The organism is Mesorhizobium sp. WSM4832, from assembly GCF_055811115.1.
Map to the genome: position 1 here is coordinate 18,613 of NZ_JBVVQH010000019.1, position 20,108 is coordinate 38,720.

General features: G+C 60.8%; 27 protein-coding genes and 1 other RNA gene. 15 read left to right on the forward strand and 13 right to left on the reverse strand.

All coding sequences use genetic code 11. The annotated features are described in order from the left end of the window. Positions 1-26 precede the first annotated feature (26 nt). From AC0L2L_RS24200 to AC0L2L_RS24210, 3 genes are all read left to right on the forward strand, one after another. On the forward strand, positions 27-2,051 hold the full coding sequence (locus AC0L2L_RS24200; RefSeq protein WP_473581782.1) for a DUF3857 domain-containing transglutaminase family protein: 2,025 nt from the start codon (positions 27-29) through the stop codon (positions 2,049-2,051). A gap of 328 nt (positions 2,052-2,379) precedes the next feature. Beyond that, positions 2,380-2,838, forward strand: a complete 459-nt coding sequence (locus tag AC0L2L_RS24205) for a hypothetical protein (protein ID WP_473581784.1) — start codon at positions 2,380-2,382, stop codon at positions 2,836-2,838. Between the two features lie 39 nt (positions 2,839-2,877). Continuing rightward, complete coding sequence (locus tag AC0L2L_RS24210; protein ID WP_473581785.1) at positions 2,878-3,243, forward strand: 4-fold beta flower protein; 366 nt, start codon at positions 2,878-2,880, stop codon at positions 3,241-3,243. Positions 3,244-3,491: 248 nt separating this feature from the next. On the opposite strand, the gene AC0L2L_RS24215 is transcribed toward AC0L2L_RS24210, so the two are convergent. Continuing rightward, positions 3,492-5,294 carry an ABC transporter transmembrane domain-containing protein gene (locus AC0L2L_RS24215; protein ID WP_473581787.1) on the reverse strand — a complete coding sequence of 601 codons (1,803 nt, stop codon included), beginning with the start codon at positions 5,292-5,294 and terminating at the stop codon, positions 3,492-3,494. Positions 5,295-5,499: 205 nt separating this feature from the next. Between AC0L2L_RS24215 and rpmE the strand changes: the two genes are divergently transcribed. Continuing rightward, positions 5,500-5,721, forward strand: a complete 222-nt coding sequence (rpmE, locus tag AC0L2L_RS24220) for a 50S ribosomal protein L31 (RefSeq protein ID WP_027166741.1) — start codon at positions 5,500-5,502, stop codon at positions 5,719-5,721. A 398-nt stretch (positions 5,722-6,119) separates the two neighbouring features. Here rpmE and AC0L2L_RS24225 read toward each other — a convergent pair whose 3' ends face one another. Further along, positions 6,120-6,356, reverse strand: a complete 237-nt coding sequence (locus tag AC0L2L_RS24225; RefSeq protein ID WP_473581789.1) for a hypothetical protein — start codon at positions 6,354-6,356, stop codon at positions 6,120-6,122. A 178-nt stretch (positions 6,357-6,534) separates the two neighbouring features. Between AC0L2L_RS24225 and AC0L2L_RS24230 the strand changes: the two genes are divergently transcribed. Together AC0L2L_RS24230 and AC0L2L_RS24235 are read left to right on the forward strand one after the other, a co-directional pair. Next, complete coding sequence (locus AC0L2L_RS24230) at positions 6,535-7,233, forward strand: DUF433 domain-containing protein (RefSeq protein WP_473581791.1); 699 nt, start codon at positions 6,535-6,537, stop codon at positions 7,231-7,233. Next, entirely contained in the window at positions 7,208-7,630 is a 423-nt protein-coding gene (locus tag AC0L2L_RS24235; protein WP_473581793.1) for a DUF5615 family PIN-like protein, read from the forward strand. Before AC0L2L_RS24230 ends, AC0L2L_RS24235 begins: the two co-directional genes overlap by 26 nt. Positions 7,631-7,637: 7 nt before the next feature. Here AC0L2L_RS24235 and AC0L2L_RS24240 read toward each other — a convergent pair whose 3' ends face one another. Beyond that, on the reverse strand, positions 7,638-7,919 hold the full coding sequence (locus AC0L2L_RS24240) for a DUF6471 domain-containing protein (RefSeq protein WP_473581795.1): 282 nt from the start codon (positions 7,917-7,919) through the stop codon (positions 7,638-7,640). 54 nt (positions 7,920-7,973) lie between these two features. Here AC0L2L_RS24240 and AC0L2L_RS24245 point away from each other — a divergent pair, with 54 nt between their 5' ends. Further along, positions 7,974-8,921, forward strand: coding sequence for an IS1595 family transposase (locus tag AC0L2L_RS24245; RefSeq protein WP_473581998.1), 948 nt, complete (start codon positions 7,974-7,976; stop codon positions 8,919-8,921). Here AC0L2L_RS24245 and AC0L2L_RS24250 read toward each other — a convergent pair. After that, positions 8,918-9,661 carry a hypothetical protein gene (locus AC0L2L_RS24250; protein WP_473581796.1) on the reverse strand — a complete coding sequence of 248 codons (744 nt, stop codon included), beginning with the start codon at positions 9,659-9,661 and terminating at the stop codon, positions 8,918-8,920. The two genes, AC0L2L_RS24245 and AC0L2L_RS24250, sit on opposite strands and share 4 nt — an antisense overlap. Positions 9,662-10,042: 381 nt before the next feature. On the opposite strand from AC0L2L_RS24250, the gene AC0L2L_RS24255 reads away from it, so the two are divergent. After that, the gene (locus tag AC0L2L_RS24255; RefSeq protein WP_473581798.1) at positions 10,043-10,252 is read left to right on the forward strand and encodes a hypothetical protein; all 210 of its coding nucleotides are present in this window, start codon (positions 10,043-10,045) and stop codon (positions 10,250-10,252) included. A gap of 221 nt (positions 10,253-10,473) precedes the next feature. Here AC0L2L_RS24255 and AC0L2L_RS24260 read toward each other — a convergent pair whose 3' ends face one another. Beyond that, entirely contained in the window at positions 10,474-11,115 is a 642-nt protein-coding gene (locus tag AC0L2L_RS24260; protein ID WP_473581799.1) for a TetR/AcrR family transcriptional regulator, read from the reverse strand. Between the two features lie 122 nt (positions 11,116-11,237). On the opposite strand from AC0L2L_RS24260, the gene AC0L2L_RS24265 reads away from it, so the two are divergent. Then, complete coding sequence (locus AC0L2L_RS24265; protein WP_473581801.1) at positions 11,238-11,714, forward strand: anthrone oxygenase family protein; 477 nt, start codon at positions 11,238-11,240, stop codon at positions 11,712-11,714. A gap of 34 nt (positions 11,715-11,748) precedes the next feature. Here the strand turns inward: AC0L2L_RS24265 and AC0L2L_RS24270 are convergent, their stop codons facing one another. The 3 genes from AC0L2L_RS24270 to AC0L2L_RS24280 all read right to left on the reverse strand — a co-directional run bounded on the left by AC0L2L_RS24270 (position 11,749) and on the right by AC0L2L_RS24280 (position 13,443). After that, positions 11,749-12,057, reverse strand: a complete 309-nt coding sequence (locus tag AC0L2L_RS24270) for an Rdx family protein (protein ID WP_473581803.1) — start codon at positions 12,055-12,057, stop codon at positions 11,749-11,751. A gap of 53 nt (positions 12,058-12,110) precedes the next feature. Beyond that, positions 12,111-12,860 (reverse strand): YebC/PmpR family DNA-binding transcriptional regulator, encoded by a 750-nt coding sequence (locus AC0L2L_RS24275; protein WP_473581805.1) that lies wholly within the window; start codon positions 12,858-12,860, stop codon positions 12,111-12,113. 259 nt (positions 12,861-13,119) lie between these two features. Beyond that, positions 13,120-13,443 (reverse strand): ArsR/SmtB family transcription factor, encoded by a 324-nt coding sequence (locus tag AC0L2L_RS24280; protein WP_473581807.1) that lies wholly within the window; start codon positions 13,441-13,443, stop codon positions 13,120-13,122. A gap of 51 nt (positions 13,444-13,494) precedes the next feature. On the opposite strand from AC0L2L_RS24280, the gene AC0L2L_RS24285 reads away from it, so the two are divergent. Genes AC0L2L_RS24285 through AC0L2L_RS24295 form a run of 3 tightly spaced genes read left to right on the forward strand, consistent with a single transcriptional unit; the run spans position 13,495 to position 14,897 of the window. Beyond that, the gene (locus tag AC0L2L_RS24285; protein WP_473581809.1) at positions 13,495-13,977 is read left to right on the forward strand and encodes an SRPBCC domain-containing protein; all 483 of its coding nucleotides are present in this window, start codon (positions 13,495-13,497) and stop codon (positions 13,975-13,977) included. A 46-nt stretch (positions 13,978-14,023) separates the two neighbouring features. Then, positions 14,024-14,416, forward strand: coding sequence for a VOC family protein (locus tag AC0L2L_RS24290; protein WP_473581811.1), 393 nt, complete (start codon positions 14,024-14,026; stop codon positions 14,414-14,416). Between the two features lie 19 nt (positions 14,417-14,435). After that, the gene (locus AC0L2L_RS24295; protein ID WP_473581813.1) at positions 14,436-14,897 is read left to right on the forward strand and encodes an SRPBCC family protein; all 462 of its coding nucleotides are present in this window, start codon (positions 14,436-14,438) and stop codon (positions 14,895-14,897) included. Between the two features lie 187 nt (positions 14,898-15,084). Here AC0L2L_RS24295 and AC0L2L_RS24300 read toward each other — a convergent pair whose 3' ends face one another. The 5 genes from AC0L2L_RS24300 to ssrS all read right to left on the reverse strand — a co-directional run bounded on the left by AC0L2L_RS24300 (position 15,085) and on the right by ssrS (position 18,223). Then, positions 15,085-15,849 carry a TerC family protein gene (locus tag AC0L2L_RS24300; protein WP_473581814.1) on the reverse strand — a complete coding sequence of 255 codons (765 nt, stop codon included), beginning with the start codon at positions 15,847-15,849 and terminating at the stop codon, positions 15,085-15,087. 70 nt (positions 15,850-15,919) lie between these two features. Further along, complete coding sequence (locus tag AC0L2L_RS24305) at positions 15,920-16,744, reverse strand: TIGR00282 family metallophosphoesterase (RefSeq protein WP_027166753.1); 825 nt, start codon at positions 16,742-16,744, stop codon at positions 15,920-15,922. 49 nt (positions 16,745-16,793) lie between these two features. After that, complete coding sequence (locus AC0L2L_RS24310; protein WP_473581816.1) at positions 16,794-17,321, reverse strand: hypothetical protein; 528 nt, start codon at positions 17,319-17,321, stop codon at positions 16,794-16,796. A gap of 79 nt (positions 17,322-17,400) precedes the next feature. Then, a complete protein-coding gene (locus AC0L2L_RS24315; protein WP_473581818.1) occupies positions 17,401-17,985 on the reverse strand; it encodes a 5-formyltetrahydrofolate cyclo-ligase in 585 nt (194 codons plus the stop codon). An 82-nt stretch (positions 17,986-18,067) separates the two neighbouring features. Continuing rightward, a non-coding RNA gene (gene ssrS / locus AC0L2L_RS24320) (6S RNA) lies at positions 18,068-18,223 on the reverse strand. Positions 18,224-18,362: 139 nt separating this feature from the next. On the opposite strand from ssrS, the gene AC0L2L_RS24325 reads away from it, so the two are divergent. The 3 genes from AC0L2L_RS24325 to AC0L2L_RS24335 all read left to right on the forward strand — a co-directional run bounded on the left by AC0L2L_RS24325 (position 18,363) and on the right by AC0L2L_RS24335 (position 20,100). Continuing rightward, positions 18,363-19,202 (forward strand): AAA family ATPase, encoded by an 840-nt coding sequence (locus AC0L2L_RS24325; protein ID WP_473581820.1) that lies wholly within the window; start codon positions 18,363-18,365, stop codon positions 19,200-19,202. 168 nt (positions 19,203-19,370) lie between these two features. Next, the gene (locus tag AC0L2L_RS24330; RefSeq protein WP_473581822.1) at positions 19,371-19,817 is read left to right on the forward strand and encodes a GNAT family N-acetyltransferase; all 447 of its coding nucleotides are present in this window, start codon (positions 19,371-19,373) and stop codon (positions 19,815-19,817) included. A gap of 28 nt (positions 19,818-19,845) precedes the next feature. Continuing rightward, positions 19,846-20,100 (forward strand): type II toxin-antitoxin system HicB family antitoxin, encoded by a 255-nt coding sequence (locus tag AC0L2L_RS24335; protein ID WP_473581823.1) that lies wholly within the window; start codon positions 19,846-19,848, stop codon positions 20,098-20,100. Positions 20,101-20,108: the final 8 nt, after the last annotated feature.

A 20,108-nucleotide genomic window follows, 5' to 3' on the forward strand; every position in this document is an offset into this window, starting at 1 on the left:
TGCTCTTTTTGGTCTTGCTGGCCGGCATGGTCTCGCCAGCAGGCGCCGATGAGATCGTCCGCAAGGGGCCGGCCGCAGACTGGATAAAGACGGTCGATATCCCGACGGCCGATCCGGCGCGCGCCGACCGGATCAAGAACGGCATTTCATGGCTTCTGGCGGACGAGCAGATCATCCATCGCGATCATGGCTACGACGACTATTCGCGCTCGGTCTACAGAATAGTCGACCGCCCAGGCCTGGAGCGAGGCGCCAGCATCGACCTGCAGTTCGATCCCTCGCGCCACGGGGTCACGCTCAATCACCTGCACATCATCCGCGACGGCCAGGTGCTGGACCGGCTGGCCGACGTCAAATTCGACATTTTCCGACAGGAGAAGGACGCAGAAAAAGGCGTCTATGACGGCTGGCTGACCGCTCACGTCAATATCGACGACGTGCGCGTCGGCGATATCGTCGATTATGGCGAGACCTATGAGACCACGCCGCTCATCGGCAAGGATCTGTTCTTCGATACTTTCTCGACCGAATGGGACGAGCCGGTCGGGCTGATCCGCACCAGCGTCATCTGGCCTGCCGCGCAACCACTTGCGATCAAGCCGCGCGGCACCGGGGTCAAACCCGTCGTCACCGCCTCAGGATCGGACGCCGTCTATCTCTGGGAGATCGCCGATCCGAAGCCGATCAAGGTCGAGGAGAACCTGCCGGCGGAGTTTCCGGCATGGGGATCGATCGACGTCTCCTCGACCGCCAGCTGGCAGAGCGTGGTCGATGCCGTCCAGCCCTATTACAGGCCGGTGACCACCTTCCCCGCCGCTTTCGCGGCCAAACTGGACGAGATCGCGGCGAAGCATCCGCAGCCCGCGGATCGCTTGATCCAGGCGATGCGTCTCGTCCAGGATGAAATCCGCTATGTCAGCCTCTCGATGGGCTCAGGCTCCTACATTCCGCGCGATCCGGCGACGGTCGTCCAGAGCGGCTTTGGCGATTGCAAGGACAAGGCCCTGCTGCTGGCTTCGGCGCTTCAGCGGCTGGGCATCTCGGCGCAGGTGGCGTTGGCCGACCTAGACAAGGGCCGGGCGCTGGACCAGCATCTGCCGGCAATACGCGCTTTCGACCATGCCATCGTCAAGGCAACGATCGGCGCAAGGACCTATTGGCTCGACGCCACCAATTACCTGCAGGGCGGCGATGCCAGCGACTTCTGGCAGCCGGACTATGGCTTTGCGCTGCCGCTGTTCGGCAATGGTCAACTGGAGAAGATGCCCGGTCCGGAGCTGACTGGCCCATCGATCAAGGTCGCCGAGGACTTTTCCTTTCCCGACAAGCCCAATGGCCATCTGACGCTGGCGGTGCTTTCGACCTATGAGGGCGCCGACGCCGACGACATGCGCAGCAGCCTCGCCAGCCGATCGCTGAGCGATCTGTCGGACTCTTATCTGAAGTATTACAGCAAGCGCTATCCGGGCATCGAGAGCGCAGCCAAGCTGGAGATCTTCGACAATCGCGACGGTAACATCATCAATGTGCGGGAGAGCTACCGGTTGCCGTCGCAGGCGCTGGCTGCCAACCACCTCGCCAAGAATTTTCCGATCAAGGCGGCCGATCTCAGCACCGACCTGCCGACACCGACCATGGTGGACCGCGTCGGCCCGATCGCGCTGGGCTCGCCGGTCTATCGCAGCCACGCCGTAACGGTGAGCAATCTGAAGGCAAGGTTTTCCGGCGAGGACATGAAGAATGTCGTGACGCCCTATCTGTCGCTGAAATCGTCGTGGAACAACACGCCGACCACCTTCGAGGTGAAGTGGGACTTCCGGACGCTGGCGAGTGAGGTTCCGGCCAAGGCGATCGGCGACTATTTGAAGTCGGTCAAGGACGTCGGCGACAACATCGACTGGTCCTTCAACTTTGCCTATCAGGATGCGCCCGAAGATCCCGCGCCCGTCGCCGCCCCACCTGACAGATCCAAACAGCAGGTCATTGGCGGGTTACTGCTGGTCTCGCTTTTTGTAGGCGTACCGCTTTTCATGGCCTTGCGGCGCTGGTAGCCGCGCGGCGCTATGGTTGCCTGGGATGTTTTCGGCCAGCCGCGCCTCTGAAAGCGCCGCCCCCGTCTTGAGCAGCAGCTTGTCGACGGGCCAGACGCGATGAGACGGGGCTCGTCCCATCTTTCCCGGAAGTTAAGTGCTCACCGCTCGCCTCATCCTGCGGCTGCTCCAGGATCACAATTGGCACGAGGCATGAGCAGGGTGGAGGCATAGCAGCCTTTAAGCTTTACATAATTTAAAAACGAGCCGCCTCGCCCTTGAATATTTCTCGGAGCAGGACTAAGTATGGCCTACCGGCTCGCTTGGAGCAGGACCAGAGGAGTCTCCCATGAAGCTATACATGTTTGAAGGAACGCCTGAGGAAATCAGTCAGGTTATGCAGACAATGCAACCCGGTCAGCGCGTCGCGTCCGTTCCTGCCCAAGAAGGCCCGGAGCCGCCCTTGCCGCTAGGCGGCGGCGACGGCTCTAAGTTTGTGACCGTTGAGTTTGCCCGCCGCGTCCTGACGCGTATCCCTCTCTCGGAGGGTATGCTGGCCGTTCTCAGAAAGGTTTATGAGGCCCACCCCGGTTGGGCTTCGAGTGCGGACCTGTACGCAGCCAGCGGTTACAACAATAAGCAGTTCTCCGGGTTGATGGGTGCGTTCGGCCGTCGCATGGCCAACACCTCGGGCTACGACGATCAAGCGAGCTTTTTCGAATACCAGTGGGACCATACAGCGTCGGCATGGCAGTGGCGTCTTCCCGACAGTGTGCGCGAAGCCCTGGAAGCCGAGCACTTGGTCTAATGCCGCAACTTTCAACCAACGATAATCGGAGGAATTTGCATGTATGCTCTATTTGACAGCGATTGCGACCTGGTGGCCTGGATCGATCCTGGCCATCATATTTTCAACACGGACATGGATTGGGTGGCGTACATCGCGAACGGTCACGCGCGGTCATCCGGAACAGGCAACTGGCTTGGCGCCGTTAAGGGCCTGCTCTGCCTCGATCAAAGCGGAGCACCTGTAGCGTGGAATCCGAAGGAGACCGTGCAGGGAACGGCCAGGCCTGCCCGCCCCGCCAGGGCTACCAGGGCCGCTCGTCCTGCAAGACCTGCGCGCCCGGCAAGGCCCCCGCGCCCCGCAAGGCCTGCTACTCCGGCGGGCGGATGGTCGAAGCATTCGTTTTTCGGCTGGCTGGCTCAATAAGGTGGCGATTGCCGGAATAACGCGCGGCCTCGCTCCCGATCTGGGCCTGCGCGACATCAAGACGCCCGGCGCGACGGGGCTATCGCGGACAAGGTCCGCTCTTTGATATCGCTTGGATGCCCGGGCGAAGATCACGAGATCGCCGGACTGGTCGCTCATCTTGTGGGGCCGGAATCCGCTTCATCACTGTTCAAGCCTGACCATCGACGGAGGTTATCTGGCGCAGGCGGCCGGACAGACGCGGTGCGCTACTCTGCAGCACCCCTGAAGGCGTTCGCTCCCGTCTCGAACTGTAGCTTGGCGAGCCGCGCGTAGATGCCGCCCTTGGCGACCAGGCTCTGATGGGTGCCTTCCTCGACGATGCGGCCGCCTTCCATGACGAGGATGCGGTCGGCCTTAAGCACCGTCGCCAGCCGGTGCGCGATGACGATGGTGGTGCGGCCCTTCATCAGCCGTTCGAGCGCGGTCTGCACCAGCGTCTCGCTTTCGGCGTCGAGCGCCGAGGTGGCCTCGTCGAGAAGCAGGATCGGCGCGTCGCGCAGGATAGCGCGGGCGATCGCCACGCGCTGGCGCTGGCCGCCTGAGAGCGTCACGCCGCGCTCGCCGACCTGGCTGTCGTAGCCTTTTTCGAGCTTGAGGATGAACTCGTCGGCAAGCGCCGCCTTGGCCGCCGCCTCGATCTCGGCCTCGCTGGCGTCCGGTCGGCCGAACCCGATATTGTCGGCAGCACTTGCCGCGAAGATGGTGACGTCCTGCGGCACGATCGCGATGCGCTGGCGGATGGCGGCCGGATCGGCCTCGCGCACGTCGACGCCGTCGATGACGATGCGGCCGCTCTCCGGATCGTAGAAGCGCAGGATCAGCGAAAAGACGGTGCTTTTTCCCGCGCCCGAGGGTCCGACAATCGCCAATGTCTCGCCCGGTTTCACCTGGAAGCTGAGGCCATGGACGGCGGAGCGATCGGGCCTGGCCGGATAGGAAAAGGAAACATCGTCGAAGCTGATCGCGCCCTTTACCTTGGCCGGTAGCGGCTGCGGATTGACGGGCGCCTGGATCGCCGGCGTCTCGGCCAAGATCTCCGTCAGCCGCTCGGCGGCGCCCGCCGCCTGCGACAGCTCGCTCCACACCTCCGACAGCGCGCCGAGCGCGCCGGCGGCAAACACCGAATAGAGCAGGAACTGGCCGAGCGTGCCCGGCGACAGCGTGCCGGCAAGCACGTCGCGCGAGCCGAACCAGAGCACCGCCACGACCGAGGAAAAGATCATGAAAATGGCGAAGAAGGTGAGGAAGGAGCGCGCGAACACCGAAGCCCGCGCCGCTTCGAAGGCAGCGTCGACGGCAGCGGCGAAATGGCCGGTGACCAGCTTTTCGTTGGTGAAGGCCTGCAGCGTGCGCACCGCGCCGATCTGTTCGCTGGCATAGGCGGTGGCTTCGGCGAGCGTGTCTTGCGCTTGCCGGGACTTGCGCCGCACTGAACGGCCGAAAGCGACCAGCGGCAGCACGATCACCGGGATGGCCGCAATCACCAGGCCGGAAAGTTTCGGGCTGGTGACGACCATCATCGCCACCGCACCAAGGCAGAGGATGACATTGCGCAACGCCACCGACGCCGTGGCGCCGACCGCCGATTTCACCTGCGTCGTGTCGGCGGCAAGCCGCGACACGATCTCACCGGAATGCGCAGTGTCGAAAAAGGCCGGTGACAGCGTCGTGACATGGGAAAAGACGTCGCGGCGGATATCGGCGACGACCCGCTCGCCGAGCGTGATGACGAAATAGTAGCGGCTGGCGGAGGCCGCCGCCAGCAAAGCCGCCATCAGAACCAATGCCGCGAAATACTCCGCGATGAAGGTGGAGCCCGCAGCCTGGAAACCGTGGTCGATCATGCGGCGCACGGCCATCGGCAGCGCCAGTGTCGTCACCGCCGCCACGACCAGCGAGATGATGGCGCCAAAGACCAGTTTCCTGTAGCGGGTGAGATAGGGAAAAAGGCGTCTGAGCGGTCGGATCGAGCGCCTGCGCTCGTCAAGACTGGCACCGATGTCCGCCATGAGCGTTTCCTCTGGCCGCTTGCCGGTACTGCGCTTCAATATGCGCCTGCCGCGGCCTTGTGATTCAATTCCGGCTGATGTATAGGCTCGCCGACCGTTTTAGAAGCCGTGGCTTTTCATTAGCTGCGGCTTCGAGTTTTAAAAAGGGGCGCATCGACGCAGGCCATAGGCCCGTCACCAGCGCCGGCAGCCAGGAAACACGACGATGAAGGCCGATATCCATCCCGACTACCACACCATCAAGGTCGTCATGACCGATGGCACCGAATACCAGACCCGCTCGACCTGGGGCAAGGAAGGCGACACGATGAACCTCGACATCGACCCGACCACGCACCCGGCCTGGACCGGCGGCCAGCAGACCCTGCTCGACCGCGGCGGCCGCCTGTCGAAGTTCAAGAAGCGCTTCGAGGGTTTCGGCCTCTAAGCCGGATACATCTGCAGGATTTGAAAAACCCGCCTCGAGGCGGGTTTTTTGTTGGCCAGTTTCGTCCTTCTCCCCGTTTACGGGGAGAAGGTGCCCGAAGGGCGGATGAGGGCGGCGCCTGCATCGGCAAGTTGGTTGATTACGGAGATGGACCGGACAAATTCCGCGACAAAGCGGCCGCCAACTATCACAAGTTCGCACTGCCCCTCACCTGCCTGCCGGCATCCTCTCCCCGTATAGTGACTGTATAGTCACGGGGAGAGGGCTCTGTCGCCAGCGGTTTCGCCAACTGTCAACGCTGCTGAAAAGCGCGGCATTATGGAGCAATCTCACCATAAACGATGATGTTTGCCTTCATTTGGAGGGTAGTCATCCGGCCACCTTTCTTGAAGAAACCGTCAGGGCTTGCATTTCACTGGCCCGGTGCTGTTCCAGCGGATGAATGCGGCATCCTTCCCTGTGATGTCCTTCACTGCCTTTAGCAGCGCCTCATGTAGATTACCCATTGCTCGGTAATGGTCGCATTGGGTCGATATCAGCGGATTGACGATGCTGAGGTGCATTGCCTCTGCTGCCGCCAGAAACCGCTCTACGTCTGCCTCTGATAGCTGCTTGGGCTTGTTGCGCCGGACCATTGCGACCTCCTACGAGAATCGCCTCATCTGGGGAAAATGATGCCGAGAAAAGTAGCCCGTCTCAAGCCGCTAACGATGTCGTGAAATAAGCATTTCATAATTCGGCCTTGAATCCGGAACTTAAAAGGCATAAAACTATTCCCTATTCGGGGAATGGTTTCCCTGAAGGAGTCAAATCATGAATCACGTTTGCACGAAACACGAGGATACAACTGTCTCGTTGGTCTCGCGCAATCTGCTCTCGCTCAAGGAGGTTGTGACGCTGGCCGGGGTGCCGGAAAAGCGTGTGCGCAAGGACATCGAAACTGGAGTTCTTGCCGCGCCTCGCTTTATTCGGCTGGAAGATTCTCGGCTGGCATTTACCTGGAACTACGTAGTCGTTTTGGCCGCCGTGTACGGAAATGATTTTCTTACCGGCAAACTTCGTAAGCGAGCGCTTTGCAAGCTAGACCAACTCAGATCCGTCAATTGGACCGTCGCATCGTCAAGCGCCGACGGACAAGTTGCGCGCTGGATATGCGCTTTTGAAGATAAGGGATCGGTCGACATCGATCGATACTTGAGCATCGACCTAGGCAGGGTTGTCCACCGCGTTTCGCCGCGCGTGGAGGTTTACTGCACAGGTCTTTCGCGCGTGGAAGAAAAAGAAGACGTCTTGGGGGGTGAAGCGGTTTTCACGGGGTCTCGGCTTTCAGTCTTGCATATCGGCAAGATGGTTGATGGCGGGGAGCGCGTTGAAAACATTCTGGAAGACTATCCATACTTGAACGAGGACGACATCAAATTTGCGTCCTTGTACTTCCGCGCGCATCCGCCGACAGGCCGGCCTCGCGCAAGCAGCGAGCCGGCCCATGATGATGAAAACCTTGTTGGATGAAAATATCTCGCCAGCCCTAAGCCGCCCGCTTTGGGAGCGCGGAATCGATACGGTTACCGTGCGAGATCGCGGATTGCTTTCGGCTGGCGACCACATCATCTGGCGATTGGCGCAAGGTGAAGATCGAACAGTTGTAACCATCAATGCTGGCGATTTTCGCCGGCTGGCGAGGCAGACGCCCGGTCATGCCGGATTGATCATCATCCCGAGCGGAAGCGGTAGGGACGGGCAGCTTCGGATGATTGAAAGCGTGATTGCCAAGGCTCGGGAAGAGAACATGATCTTGCCCAGCTTCCGTTCGCGCATTTACGAAGTTCTGGAGGACGGCAGCATCACAATCGAAGTCACGGAAGAGGCGACGACTGTGAAAGGCGCCATCCTCCGGGTGGTGAACTGAAAGAGGATTAGATCTCTAAACTCACCTGTCGGACGCCGATCACGTCCATGCACATCATAAAGAACGCGGCGGTGAAGCTGCCTCGGCTTATCTTGTTCGACAGATTGCGCTCGGTATCATGCGCACCCTTTTCCTTCAGCTTCTCGGCAAGGATAGCGTACGTTATGCCACGGCGCTTTAGCTCGCCTTTCAGTATGTTTTTCGCCTGTTCCTCATAGTGGACCGTGGGGGAATTGCCCGCCATCATCGTTTCTCCTGAAAAATCCTCATAAACGATGATATATACCATTGCATGTGCAGAAACAATGTCCTATATCCGATGTGCAACATCATCGTATTTGATATGTCTCAGCACTTCCTCCTTTCCCCCGCCGCCAAGACCCTCTCGCTGGTCAAGGTCATGCGCATGTCCGACGAGGAAGCCCGCACCGCTTTCCGCAAGATACGTTGGTCGGAAACGGACGGTGCGCCGGTTTGCCCGGTGTGCGGCGGCCTCGATGCCTATGATCTTAAGACGCGCCAGGTTTACAAATGCAAGGCTTGCTCAAAGCAGTTTAGCATCACGTCCGGCACGACCTTCGCCAGCCGCAAGCTGGCGGTGCGCGACATCCTCGCCGCCATTGCCGTCTTCATAAATGGCGCCAAGGGCTACAGCGCCCTCCAACTTTCCCGCGATCTTTCCGTTGATTACAAAACCGCCTTCGTGATGCTGCACAAGGTTCGCGAAGCGATAAAGCTTGCCCGTGACGAAGGCGCTTTGTCGGGTAGCGTCGCTGTGGATGGCGCATACTTTGGTGGGTACGTGAAGCCGGCGAACAACAAGAGCGATCGCAAGGACCGCCGCCTTGCCGAAAACCAGTCGGGCAAGCGCCAGTCTGTGATTGTTGCCCGTGAAACCAATGATCGCACCATCACCCATGTTGCTCGCATCGAAGCCGACGGCGTTGCGTTCGTGGCCGCCAACGTCAAACACGGCTCGACCGTTCACGCCGACGAAGCTTCGCATTGGGACAAGCAGGCGGCCTACTTCCCGATAAAGCGCATCAACCATCAGGAAGCATATTCCAAGGATGGCGCATGCACTAACGCCGCCGAGAGCTTTTTCTCGCGCCTGCGTCGTGCCGAGATCGGCATTCACCACCGCATCGCCGGCGACTATCTGGACGCATACGCGTCTGAAATGGCGTGGCGCGAAGCCAACGGCAACCAGTATGCAATGGTTGTCAGCGCGGTAGGCGTCGCGCCGAAATCAGATAGGATGTGCGGATATTGGCAGCGCCGCTCTGCTTAGAGGCCTTTGGGGGGCAGCATGGGCCTGATTTTCTGCAAGCGCTCGATCAACTCGTCTAGATCATCCTGATTGTCGATTTCGGTGTGCACTTGCACGGTCTCAAAGTCAAAAACCGGATTTGTGACATTGCGCCAGTTGGCACGCTGCACGTCTTTCATTTCGCGAATAAAGCTGAACGGCCCCTTTTTGGGTTCCGGCTTGTCTGACATCGTCTCCGGCATGACTGCCTCTTCTTTATCGTGTTCCTCATCCTCATCTGAGGCAGAGGAATCATACGAATCAACGCCGTCCGACACAAGGTCGAAGGTCTCATAAAACGCGCGAGCTACACTTTCGACAGAGTTCATGTTGAACCCACGGTGGATAAGATAGTGCTTGAGGCTTTCAGGCGATGGGCGGTCTTTTCCCCACTTTTGAAAGATGGCTTCGAACAGTGCGGGTTCATTGGCTGCGGCGCGCAACGCTTGGCGTCGGTCCTCTTCGTCGCCTGGAAAGAGGATCGACATCGCCCGTTTGCTGACGCGTAACCCGTCGTCGCCTTCCTTGGTCAAAAATCCATATTTAATCAAAGCACTAATTGCTTTCAGCGCACGCCCGTTGTCGCTAGAGTACCCCATGTGCTGCATGACAACTAGGCGGGGTTCGGGCTTCGTCTGCTGCTTAGCATGAACCTTGCGGATCATATCAACGGCATCTGACAGGCTGAGAGCAGGGTAGGCTGGGCTCCGCATACGGCTCATCGCGATTCTCCTTACGATGGCCCGTATATAGCCCATGTGGGGCTAATTGGCAATTATAGCTCCGATGGCTTGCCAAGCGGCTCGATTTCAATATGCTGCGAGCCGCCGGGGAAGAACCCCGGCGATTCGAGCATTGGAGATGCGATGGAACCTATATGACCGCTTCCTGATCTGACGAGGTCTGAACCACCTGGTCATTTCAGCAGCCGCCGCTGGGCGGTAGGTGCCGGGCGCGAATGCCCGGTGCCACACTGATCCGGAATGGTTCCGGATCATAAACCGTGGCCGAATATCGGCACACATGAACGCAACGACAATGATTCATCTTAGAATCAACGTCAACCGATATTCGGTCGCACCCTTTCCAGAAAGGAAAGACACGTGAACGACCGTAAGGTGACGCCGGATATGGTTCCGGTGATTAAGTTGGCCCGCCACTTGGACATCCCGTACTCGTGGATTTCGGGCTATTTCCCCGGCCTCAACTTTGGCCGGATTGCCGATGTGATGGCGGGGCGCTTGTTCCCCGAAATCCCGCCGGCCGCAGGACTCCCCGCCGACTTCCCCTTGCCGGGATCGGCGGCGGCTTAAGCGATGGAATACAGGGGCGGCCTATTGGTCGCCCCTTTTCAGTTTCCAGAGCTTGTACGGCCCGAATGCGTCGTGATCGTCCGTCCAGCCGCATTCCTCGATAAGCCCTTGGATGACGCAGACCTTTATGCAGGCGCCGATGCGCTTCCTTATGGCCGTGACGGTCGCCTCATCGGCGGCTAGGCCACGGTCAGCCGGAAAAGCGCCAAGCCGGTTCGTCTCTACTCGCCAACCAGTTCCCTCAGCGCCATGCGCTTGTAGGCCGCGACCAGCCTGTCGCCCTCCTGCCGGTCGACCGAAATTGCCAGCCGCACGGCAGCCTCGCCCATCTGCCAGACCAGAAACGCGGTCGTCTCCAGCTGGACCGGGTCAGCGGCCGGCCGCAGCCGCTTGAGCACTGCGACCAGGAATTCGGCATTGGCCCGGCTGTCGGCCAGTTCCAGTTCGCGCAGCGCCTTGTCGGCCTGCGTGCCCGACCAGATGTCGCGCATCACCGGCTCGGCCAGGAACAGCCGGTAGTAGATGTCCACCAGCTCCGAAAACGCCCGTTTCAGACCTTCGGCGTCGCCGACATCTTTCAGCGCCGCCGCAATGCAGGCCTGGCTTTCGGCGGTGTAGCGCTCGGCCAGTGCCCAGACGATCGCCCGCTTGTCCGGAAAGAACTGGTAGAGCGAGCCGATCGACACCCCCGCCCGTTCCGCCACCTCGCCCATGCGCATGGCATCGCTGCCTTGCTCGGCAATCAGCGCCGAGGCGGCGGCAAGCATGCGCTCGACCCGCTCGCGGCTGCGCTGCTGGCTCGGCGCGCGGCGCGGCGAAGCGATGGTGGCTTGGTCCGGCTTCGCGGCGGTTTTTCCATCCATGGCTTTCTCCGGGCGAGGTTTTTGAAAACAGGCTTGACTCACAAAATACGAGGGTTTATCACGTTTTGCAAATGTGAGGATCTATCACATTTGTGTCGAACCCCGACATCTGGAGCACTGAGATGATGAAACTTCTTCCCACCCTCACCTTCATCGCCGCGATCGGCTCCGGCGTGGTCGGCGGCGTCTTCTTCGCCTTTTCCAATTTCGTCATGGCGGCGCTTGCCCGGCTGCCCGTCCCAAGCGGCATCGCGGCGATGAATTCAATCAACATCACGGTGATCACCCCGACGTTCATGACGGCGCTTTTCGGCACCGGCCTCATCTGCCTGGTGTTGATTGCCGCCATTCTCTTTGGCTGGAGCCAGTCGGGCTCGTATTGGCTGCTTGCCGGCGCCGTGATCTATCTCGTCGGCAACCCGATCGTGACCATGGTCTTCAACGTGCCGCTCAACGATGCTTTAGCCGCCGTCGACCCGGCAAGCGCCAACGGCGCCGCCGTGTGGGCGAACCATCTGAGCCAATGGGTGATGTGGAACCATGTGAGGACCATCACCGCGATCGTGGCGATGGCCTGCTTCATCCTGGCGTTGATCTGAAGATCAACGGCCGAGAATGCAAAAGGACTCCGCCTCAGGCGGGGTCTTTTTTATGAGACTTGCGGTCGGCGTGACCGAGATCCCGCTCCGGGTCGATGACGTCGCGCACCAGCTGCTTCAACTTCGCCGCGTCCGGAAAACCGCCGTCGCGCTTGCGATCCCAGACAAGCTCGTCGTTGCAGGTGATGGTGAAGATGCCGCCGGTGCCCGGCACCAGCGTAACCTCGCCGAGATCGGTGCCGAACGTCGAGAGCAATTCCTGCGCCATCCAGCCGGCACGCAGCAGCCACAGGCATTGCGTGCAGTAGGTGATGCGGATGGTCGGAAGTAGGTTCTCGCTCATATCGGATTGCGCTCCGGTCATATCGGATTGAGCTTTGCTCATATCCTGGCCGATCAGGCCGCGCTGAGCTTGGCCATGGTCTCGTCGTCGACCTCGAAATTGGCATAGACGCTCTGCACGTCGTCATCGTCCTCGAGGGTGGCGACCAGCTTCATCAGCGACTGCGCCCGCTCTTCGTCGACTGGAACATTGTTCTGTGGCTGCCAGATCGGCTTCACCGATTCCGCCTCGCCGAGCGCGGCTTCAAGCGACTTCGACACGTCGCCGAGATTCTCGAAGCTGCAGTAGATGGTGTGGCCTTCCTCGTCGGATTCGACGTCGTCGGCGCCGGCCTCGATCGCCGCTTCCATGACCTTGTCGGCGCTGCCGGCCGAGGCCGGGTAGTAGATCTCGCCGACGCGGTTCCACATGAACGACACCGAGCCGGTTTCGCCGAGCGCCCCGCCGGCCTTGGTGAAGGCAGCGCGTACATTGGAGGCCGAGCGGTTGCGGTTGTCGGTCAGCGCCTCGACGATCAGCGCGACACCGCCGGGGCCGTAGCCCTCGTAGCGCACCGCCTCATAGTTCTCGGCATCGCCCGCGGACGCCTTGTTGATGGCGCGCTGAATGTTGTCCTTCGGCATCGACACGGCTTTGGCGTTCTGTATCGCCAGGCGCAGCCGCGGATTCATCGCCGGGTCCGGCGTGCCGGTCTTGGCGGCGACGGTGATTTCGCGCGCCAGCTTGGAAAACATTTTCGACCGCACCGCGTCCTGGCGGCCCTTGCGGTGCATGATGTTCTTGAACTGCGAATGGCCAGCCATGGCACCCCTGTCGTGTTCGGCTAGAGCATTTTTCGGCCGGGCGCGATCACCTGGCATCGGCAAATGCTCGAATTCAAATTCTCCAGAACGCTCCGGGCATGCCTGCGAAGGCACGCGGCGCTCTTTGTCGGAATGGGCGGCTTATAGATAAATCGGCTCAATTCGTCCAGCCGCGCCGTGGCTGGAGCAAGTCCAGGAAAAGTGCGCTGCGGTTTTCTGTCCGGAATTGCGTAGAGACAAAGGCGCTGAAGGGGCCCGTTCACCCCTCCAGATCCGACTTCAGCCGGTCGAGAATGCTGATGGCGTGGCCGGCATACTGGCTGATCCAGCGATCGTGGATCTGCTTGATCGGCAAGGCATTGAGATGGTTCCAGCGCTCGCGCCCCTCGCGCTTCGCCACCACCAGATCGGCCTCCTCCAGCACTTTGAGATGCATCATCACCGTGCAGCGGTCCATGTCAGGAAAGGCTTCGCACAGCGCGCCGGTGGTCTGCGGCTGATCCTTCAGCCGGTCCAGCAATTCGCGCCGGCGCGGATGCGCCAAGGCCTTGAAAACATGATCGTCCACGGTTTGACTTGACATGTTATGTTTCTATAACATATCGTTTGGGCGAGCAAGGAAGGAGCTGTGGATATGTCCCTTGGATTCAGGATTTCCGGACGCATCGGCAAACCGGTCGCCGAGGTCTTCGACGCCGTCGTCAATCCGGCGAAGCTCAGCGGCTACTTCACCACCATCGGCGGCGCCTCGGCGCCGCTGGCCGCGGGCACCACCGTCACCTGGTGGAAGACGGTGCCGGTCGAGGTCGACGAAGTGACCAAGGACAAGCGCATAGTGCTGCGCTGGGACGCTACCGATGCCGATGGCAAGCCCGCCTACAAGACCCGCATCGAGATGAATTTCGAGCCGCTGGACGACGGCGGCACCTTCGTCACCATCGCCGAGCAAGGCTGGGACGAAGGCAAGGTCGGGCTGAAGAAATCCTACCTCAACTGCGAGGGCTGGTCGCAGATGCTGGCCTGCATGAAGGCCTATCTCGAATACGGCATCAACCTGCGCGACGGCTATTACCGCAGCGAGCTGCGCGGCGAGCCGGCCAATGAGAGCAACGTCTGAGCCCGATATTTTCAAGCCTGGTATTTGAAGCAACGGAGGTCGCCGAATGACGAAAGCAACGCCGCTCCTGATGTTCGAGGGAAAGGCCGAGGAGGCCATGACCCTCTATTGCGAGACCATTCCCGATAGCCAGGTCCTCGACATCACGCGCTACGGCTTCGGCGAAGACGGACCCGAAGGAACGCTCAAGCTGGCGCGCGCGTCCATCGGCGGCGTCGAGGTCAGGATCTACAACAGTCCGGTGCATCACGCCTTCACCTTCACGCCGTCCTTTTCCTTCTTTGTCGACTGCTCGTCCGGGGAGGAACTGGAGCGGATCGTCGACGTTCTTTCCAGGGACGGCAGTTTCCTGATGCCGCCCGGCAATTACGGCTTCAGCCAGCGTTTCGCCTGGCTCAACGACCGCTTCGGCGTCTCCTGGCAGATCAACCTGCCCTAGCCAATTCAAGGAGGACTACGTGGAACTCAAGGAAGCTCCCGCTGCCGAAACCGCCATGCTGATCCGCCGGCCGGTCGCCGAAGTCTTCGAGGCGATCGTCGATCCGGCGGTCACCACGAAATTCTGGTTCACGCATTCCAGCGGCCGGCTGGACGAGGGCAAGCCGATTGAGTGGGAATGGCGCATGTATGGCGTCTCGGCCAGGGTCGAGGTCAGCGAGATCGTTCGCAACGAAAAGATCGTGATGCAGTGGAGCGATCCGCCGACAACGGTCGCCTGGACCTTCACGAGGATGCCTGGCGATACGACCTTTCTCGAGGTCCGCAATTTCGGCTTCGCCGGCTCCGGCGACGAGCAGGTCAACCAGGCGATCGGCTCGACCGGCGGCTTCGCGCTGGTTCTCGCCGGCGCCAAGGCGTGGCTGGAACAGGGCCTCACGCTCGGCCTGATTGGCGACCGCCACCCAAAGGGCCTAAAATGAATTCGTCATTCTATGGCGGAGCAAGGAGCGTAGCGACGCGGCGCAGACCATAGAATCCATGCCGTGACCTCAACGCGTTGCAACGGTGCAGAATTCTGCTTCGCTGCAATCTTCGGCATGGGTAACGGCATGGATTCTAGGGTCTGCGCGCCGCTTCACGGCGCTGCGCCCTGGAATGACGAAGCATTCAATGCCCTTCGCCGGACCCCTGCTTCCTACGCCGCCGTGCCAGCATGTTGAGGCCCTCCACGAGAGCGGAAAAGCCCATCGCCGCGTAGATGTAGCCCTTGGGTACATGGTAGCCCATGCCGTCGGCGATCAGCGTCATGCCGATCATCAACAGGAAGCCCAGCGCCAGCATGACGATGCTGGGGTTCTTGGCGATGAAATTGGCGAGCGGCGTCGCCGCCAGCATCATCACGCTCACCGCCACGATCACCGCGATATACATGATGGCGATCTCGTCGGTCATGCCGACGGCGGTGATGATGGAATCGATCGAGAAGACGAGGTCGAGCAGGAGGATCTGGAAGATGGCGCCTGCAAGGCTCATCTGCAGCGTGCCCACCATCGTGTCCTGGTGATCCTGCGGGTCGACCGTGTGATGGATTTCCCTGGTCGCCTTCCAGACCAGGAACAGGCCGCCGGCGATCAGGATCAGGTCGCGCCAGGAAAAACCGTGGCCGAACGCGGTGAACACCGGCGTCGTCAGTTGCACGATGATCGAGACCGTGGCGAGCAGGACAAGGCGCATGACCAGCGCGGCCGAGATGCCCAGCCGGCGCGCACGGGCGCGCTGCGCTTCCGGCAATTTGTTGGTCAGGATCGAGATGAAGATCAGATTGTCGATGCCGAGCACGATCTCGAGCACCACCAGGGTCAAAAGCGCTACCCAGGCGGTCGGATCGGAAACAAAGGCAAAGTGCGGCGCCAGGAATTCGACAAGCTGCATGGAGGTCGTCCCCTCTACGATCTGGAGCAGTGTTGCCGGCAGTTAGGTAGTGCGCACACCTGTATCAATGTCACGACCAGAAAGACGGCGCCGTTTCTTCCAGCCGCGGCCCGCGACGAAACGGCGCGATCTTCTCGGCAAGCCCGGTGCGGTCGGATATATCGATGCCGACGCCACAGAGCGTTGCCGGGCCAGTCGACGCTTCGAAGCGGCCTTTCGGCACTTTGGAGAGGAAGCGGTTGAGAGGCTCTTCCTTGTCCATCCCTAGCGAGGAATCATAATCGCCGCACATGCCGGCATCCGAGATATAGGCTGTGCCGCCATTGAGGATCTGATGGTCGGCGGTCGGCTGATGCGTATGCGTGCCGACCACCAGGCTGGCACGGCCGTCGACGAAATGCGCGAAGCACATTTTCTCCGACGTCGCCTCGGCATGGAAATCGATCACCGCCGCATCGGCCTGCTCGCCGAGCGGACAGGCGGCCAGCTCGCGCTCGCCGGCCTGGAATGGATCGTCAAGCTCGGGGTGCATGAAAACGCGGCCCATGATGTTGGCGACCAGCACGCGCGCGCCGTTGCGCGCGATGTAGACGCCCGAGCCGCGCCCCGGCGTACCCTTGGGAAAATTGGAGGGCCGCAGGAAGCGCTCCTCGCGCGGCGCGAAGATCAGCGCATCGCGCTGGTCCCAGACATGATTGCCGGTGGTGACGACATCCGCGCCCGCCGCGAGCGTCTCGCGAAAGATTTCTTCCGTGATGCCGAAGCCGCCGGCGGCGTTCTCGCCATTGACGATGACGAAATCGAGCTTGAAGTCGGAAATCAGCCCCGGCAGCTGTTCCCACACTGCCGTGCGTCCCGTCTTGCCAACCATGTCGCCGAGGAAAAGGAGTCTCATAGCCACTTCTATCCAGAGCTGTGGACGCTAGGCAAGCGGCACGGAGGTCTTAGTGTCGGCCGAAAGTGCCGCGCTGCTGTTCGGCTGGCTTGGCGCCAGCGCCGGCAACGCGAACGGTCGATAGCGTCATGGGCGACGTCGGCGGCGCTCTGCGTCCGTGCAGCCAGAAGAACCACACATAGAAAGCGGTGAACCCGCCAGTAGCCGCAAGTAGCAACAGGCCGCCGCTCCAGCCTTTCATGGCCGCGGTATCGAGCTTCGATGGATCGGCGGGGTCGTAGTAGAACTCCACCTGGCCGCCCTGGGCCGCCTTGTAGAGACCGATGTCCTTTCCCTTGCCGGACCATGTCATCGGCGCATCATTGGCGACATAGGTGACGGCGACATTGATGCCTTCCGTGGCAAGGCCATTCACCTGCATTTCGCTATAGGGACTGACATCCGTCACGGTGGCGACCGTACGCTGCCAGGTGGCCTGGTGATGCAGGGACGTTGCGATAATGTGCGATGCCATCAAGAACAGGATCGCCGCGATCAGCGCGAACGGCATCAGCAAATAGCGCGCAAGAACAAACACAACGACCCCCGTCGGCTCGGACTATTTCGCAGGAATATAGCCGGCGTGTGTTTGAAACGCGTTAAGCAGATCGCGCTAGTTAAACGATATCGAAGCGGCGCAACCCGCTTTCGGTCAGTATTTCCGGAATGATGACGTCATGGTCCTCTTCCGGCACCCGTCCGACTTCCTGGCAGTCGAAGGCGATGCCGACAAGCCTTGGCGTGATGCCGTTGTCGGCCAGCCTGGCAATGGCGCGGTCGTAATAGCCGGCGCCGTAGCCGATGCGGTGGCCGCGGGCGTCGAAGGCGGCGAGCGGCACCAGCATGAGCGTGGGGTCGAGCACTTCCGCCTCTTCATGCGGCCCGACCGTGCCGAATCCCATCTCGACCATCGGCGCGCCGCGCACCAATTCGCGGAACACGATCGTGGTCTTGTCGAGGATCGCAGGCAGGCAGAGCCTGGCGCCCTTTTCGCGCAATGCGAACATCAGCGGCCGGACATCGACCTCCGAGCGCATCGGCCAGAAGCCCGAGACGACCCGGCCAGGCTCGAAGTCGATTTTCTCCTTCGCAGTCTCGGCCATTTCGAGCGCGATCTCGACGCGCCAGAATTCGTCGAGCGCATCGCGGCGCGCCAGCGCTTCCTTGCGAAGCTGTTTTTTCAGGTCTTTTGAAGAAGTCATGCCCGGACGCTAGAAAAGGGTGGGGTTGAACGGCGTTGCAGAAGCGACGTTTTCTAGCGCAAGTCTCCCGAAAACGGGAGAGTGACGATCCACACAACCGGTGGAGAGGTCGATCCCGGGTGCCTACAAAGTAGGTGGGTGCCGTGTGAGAAAACCCACGGGTCTTCCCAGGGACAGCTCCCTAAGGATCGATAAGGCCCCGGGGAAAAGTATCTCCTGCCGGGAAGCGCAGACCGCCAAGAGTAAATATAGGCCGATGGCTGGCCGAGCGCCAGAGATACCGGCATCGCGGAGAGCGTTATTCGTAGCCTCGACAGCTCGGTCTTGCGCGCTCCGGTCAGCCTCCTTACGGTCGCCGCAAACGGCCAGGAGAAAAAATGCGTTTCGAAGGCACCGCGGCCTATGTCGCCGATAAGGATCTGATGGTTGCGGTCAACGCCGCGATCGCGCTGGAGCGGCCGTTGCTGGTCAAGGGCGAGCCCGGCACCGGCAAGACGGAACTCGCCCGCCAGGTGGCGGCGGCACTCGGGCTGGAGTTCATCGAGTGGAACGTCAAGTCGACCACCAAGGCGCAACAGGGCCTTTACGAATATGACGCCGTCTCGCGGCTGCGCGACAGCCAGCTTGGCGACGAACGCTTCAACGACATCGCCAACTACATCAAGCGCGGCAAGCTGTGGGACGCCTTCGCGGCGCACAAGAAAGTCGTGCTTTTGATCGACGAGATCGACAAGGCCGACATCGAATTCCCCAACGACCTCCTGCAGGAGCTCGACCGGATGGAGTTCTTCGTCTACGAAACGGGCGAGACGATCCGCGCCGAGTTCAGGCCGATCGTCATCATCACCTCGAACAATGAGAAGGAACTGCCGGACGCCTTCCTGCGCCGCTGCTTCTTCCACTACATCCGCTTCCCCGATATCGACACGCTGCACCGCATCGTCGAGGTGCACTATCCCGGCATCAAGCAGAACCTGGTGCGGGCTGCACTCACCCAATTCTATGAAATCCGCGATGTGCCGGGCCTCAAGAAGAAGCCTTCGACGTCCGAGGCGCTCGACTGGATCCGTCTGCTGGTCGCCGACGATATCGCGCCGGAGGATCTGCGCGCCGATCCGAAGAACATGCTGCCGAAGCTGCATGGCGCGCTGTTGAAGAACGAGCAGGACGTGCACCTGTTCGAGCGGCTGGCCTTCATGGCGAGACGCCAGCAATAATGCATGTCGCCCAGAAGTGTGGAGCGGTTCTGGGACAACGGCATGCATAAAACAGGAGCTGAAGCGCGACGCGCTTTGGGCTCGCAGCAACAGCGCTTTCCATGGCTGTGGACCCTTGCCGGCAAGCGATCTCCGCCCCAGCTTCCGGGCAATGCATTGGAGGAAAAAATGACCGAGATCACCATCCGTCCGCTCGCGCAGTCCGACCATGCCGACTGGCGCCGGCTGTGGACCGACTATCTGACCTTCTACGAGACCAAGCTGCCGGAAGAGGTCTACGCGGTGACCTGGAGGCGGCTGTTCACGGACGGCGAGTTCGAGCCCAGGGGTTTCATTGCCACGCTCGACGGCAAGGCCATCGGCCTCACCCACTATCTCTACCACCGCTCCGGCTGGTCCGAAAAAAACAACTGCTACCTGCAGGACCTGTTCGCCGACCCTCAGGTGCGAGGCAAGGGCGTGGGCGCCGCGCTGATCAAAGCGGTGCAGGACGAGGCAGGCAAGATCGGCGTGAAAAACGTCTACTGGATGACCCACGAGACCAACGCCACTGCGCGCAAGCTCTACGATCATGTTGCAAGGCGGACAGGCTTCATCGAGTACGATTTGCTATAACGCGATTTGAAAGCCCGGAACGAGCTGAATGACCTGCTATGTAGGAATTTTGGACGGCGCTGGTGACGCCTGGGGGGTTCGGATACCCGATCTTCCAGGTTGCCATGGAGGCGGCGCGAGCCCTGATGAAGCGGTTGCCGACGCAGCACTCGCGGCGCGCGAATGGATCGAGATACACATTGCTAAGCGTCTGCCCGTTCCCAGCCCACGTACATTGGCTGATCTGCTGCGATCCGGCGAAATCGACAACAGCGCGGGTGAGTCCGCCGTGATTATTGGTTAGCGATAGCC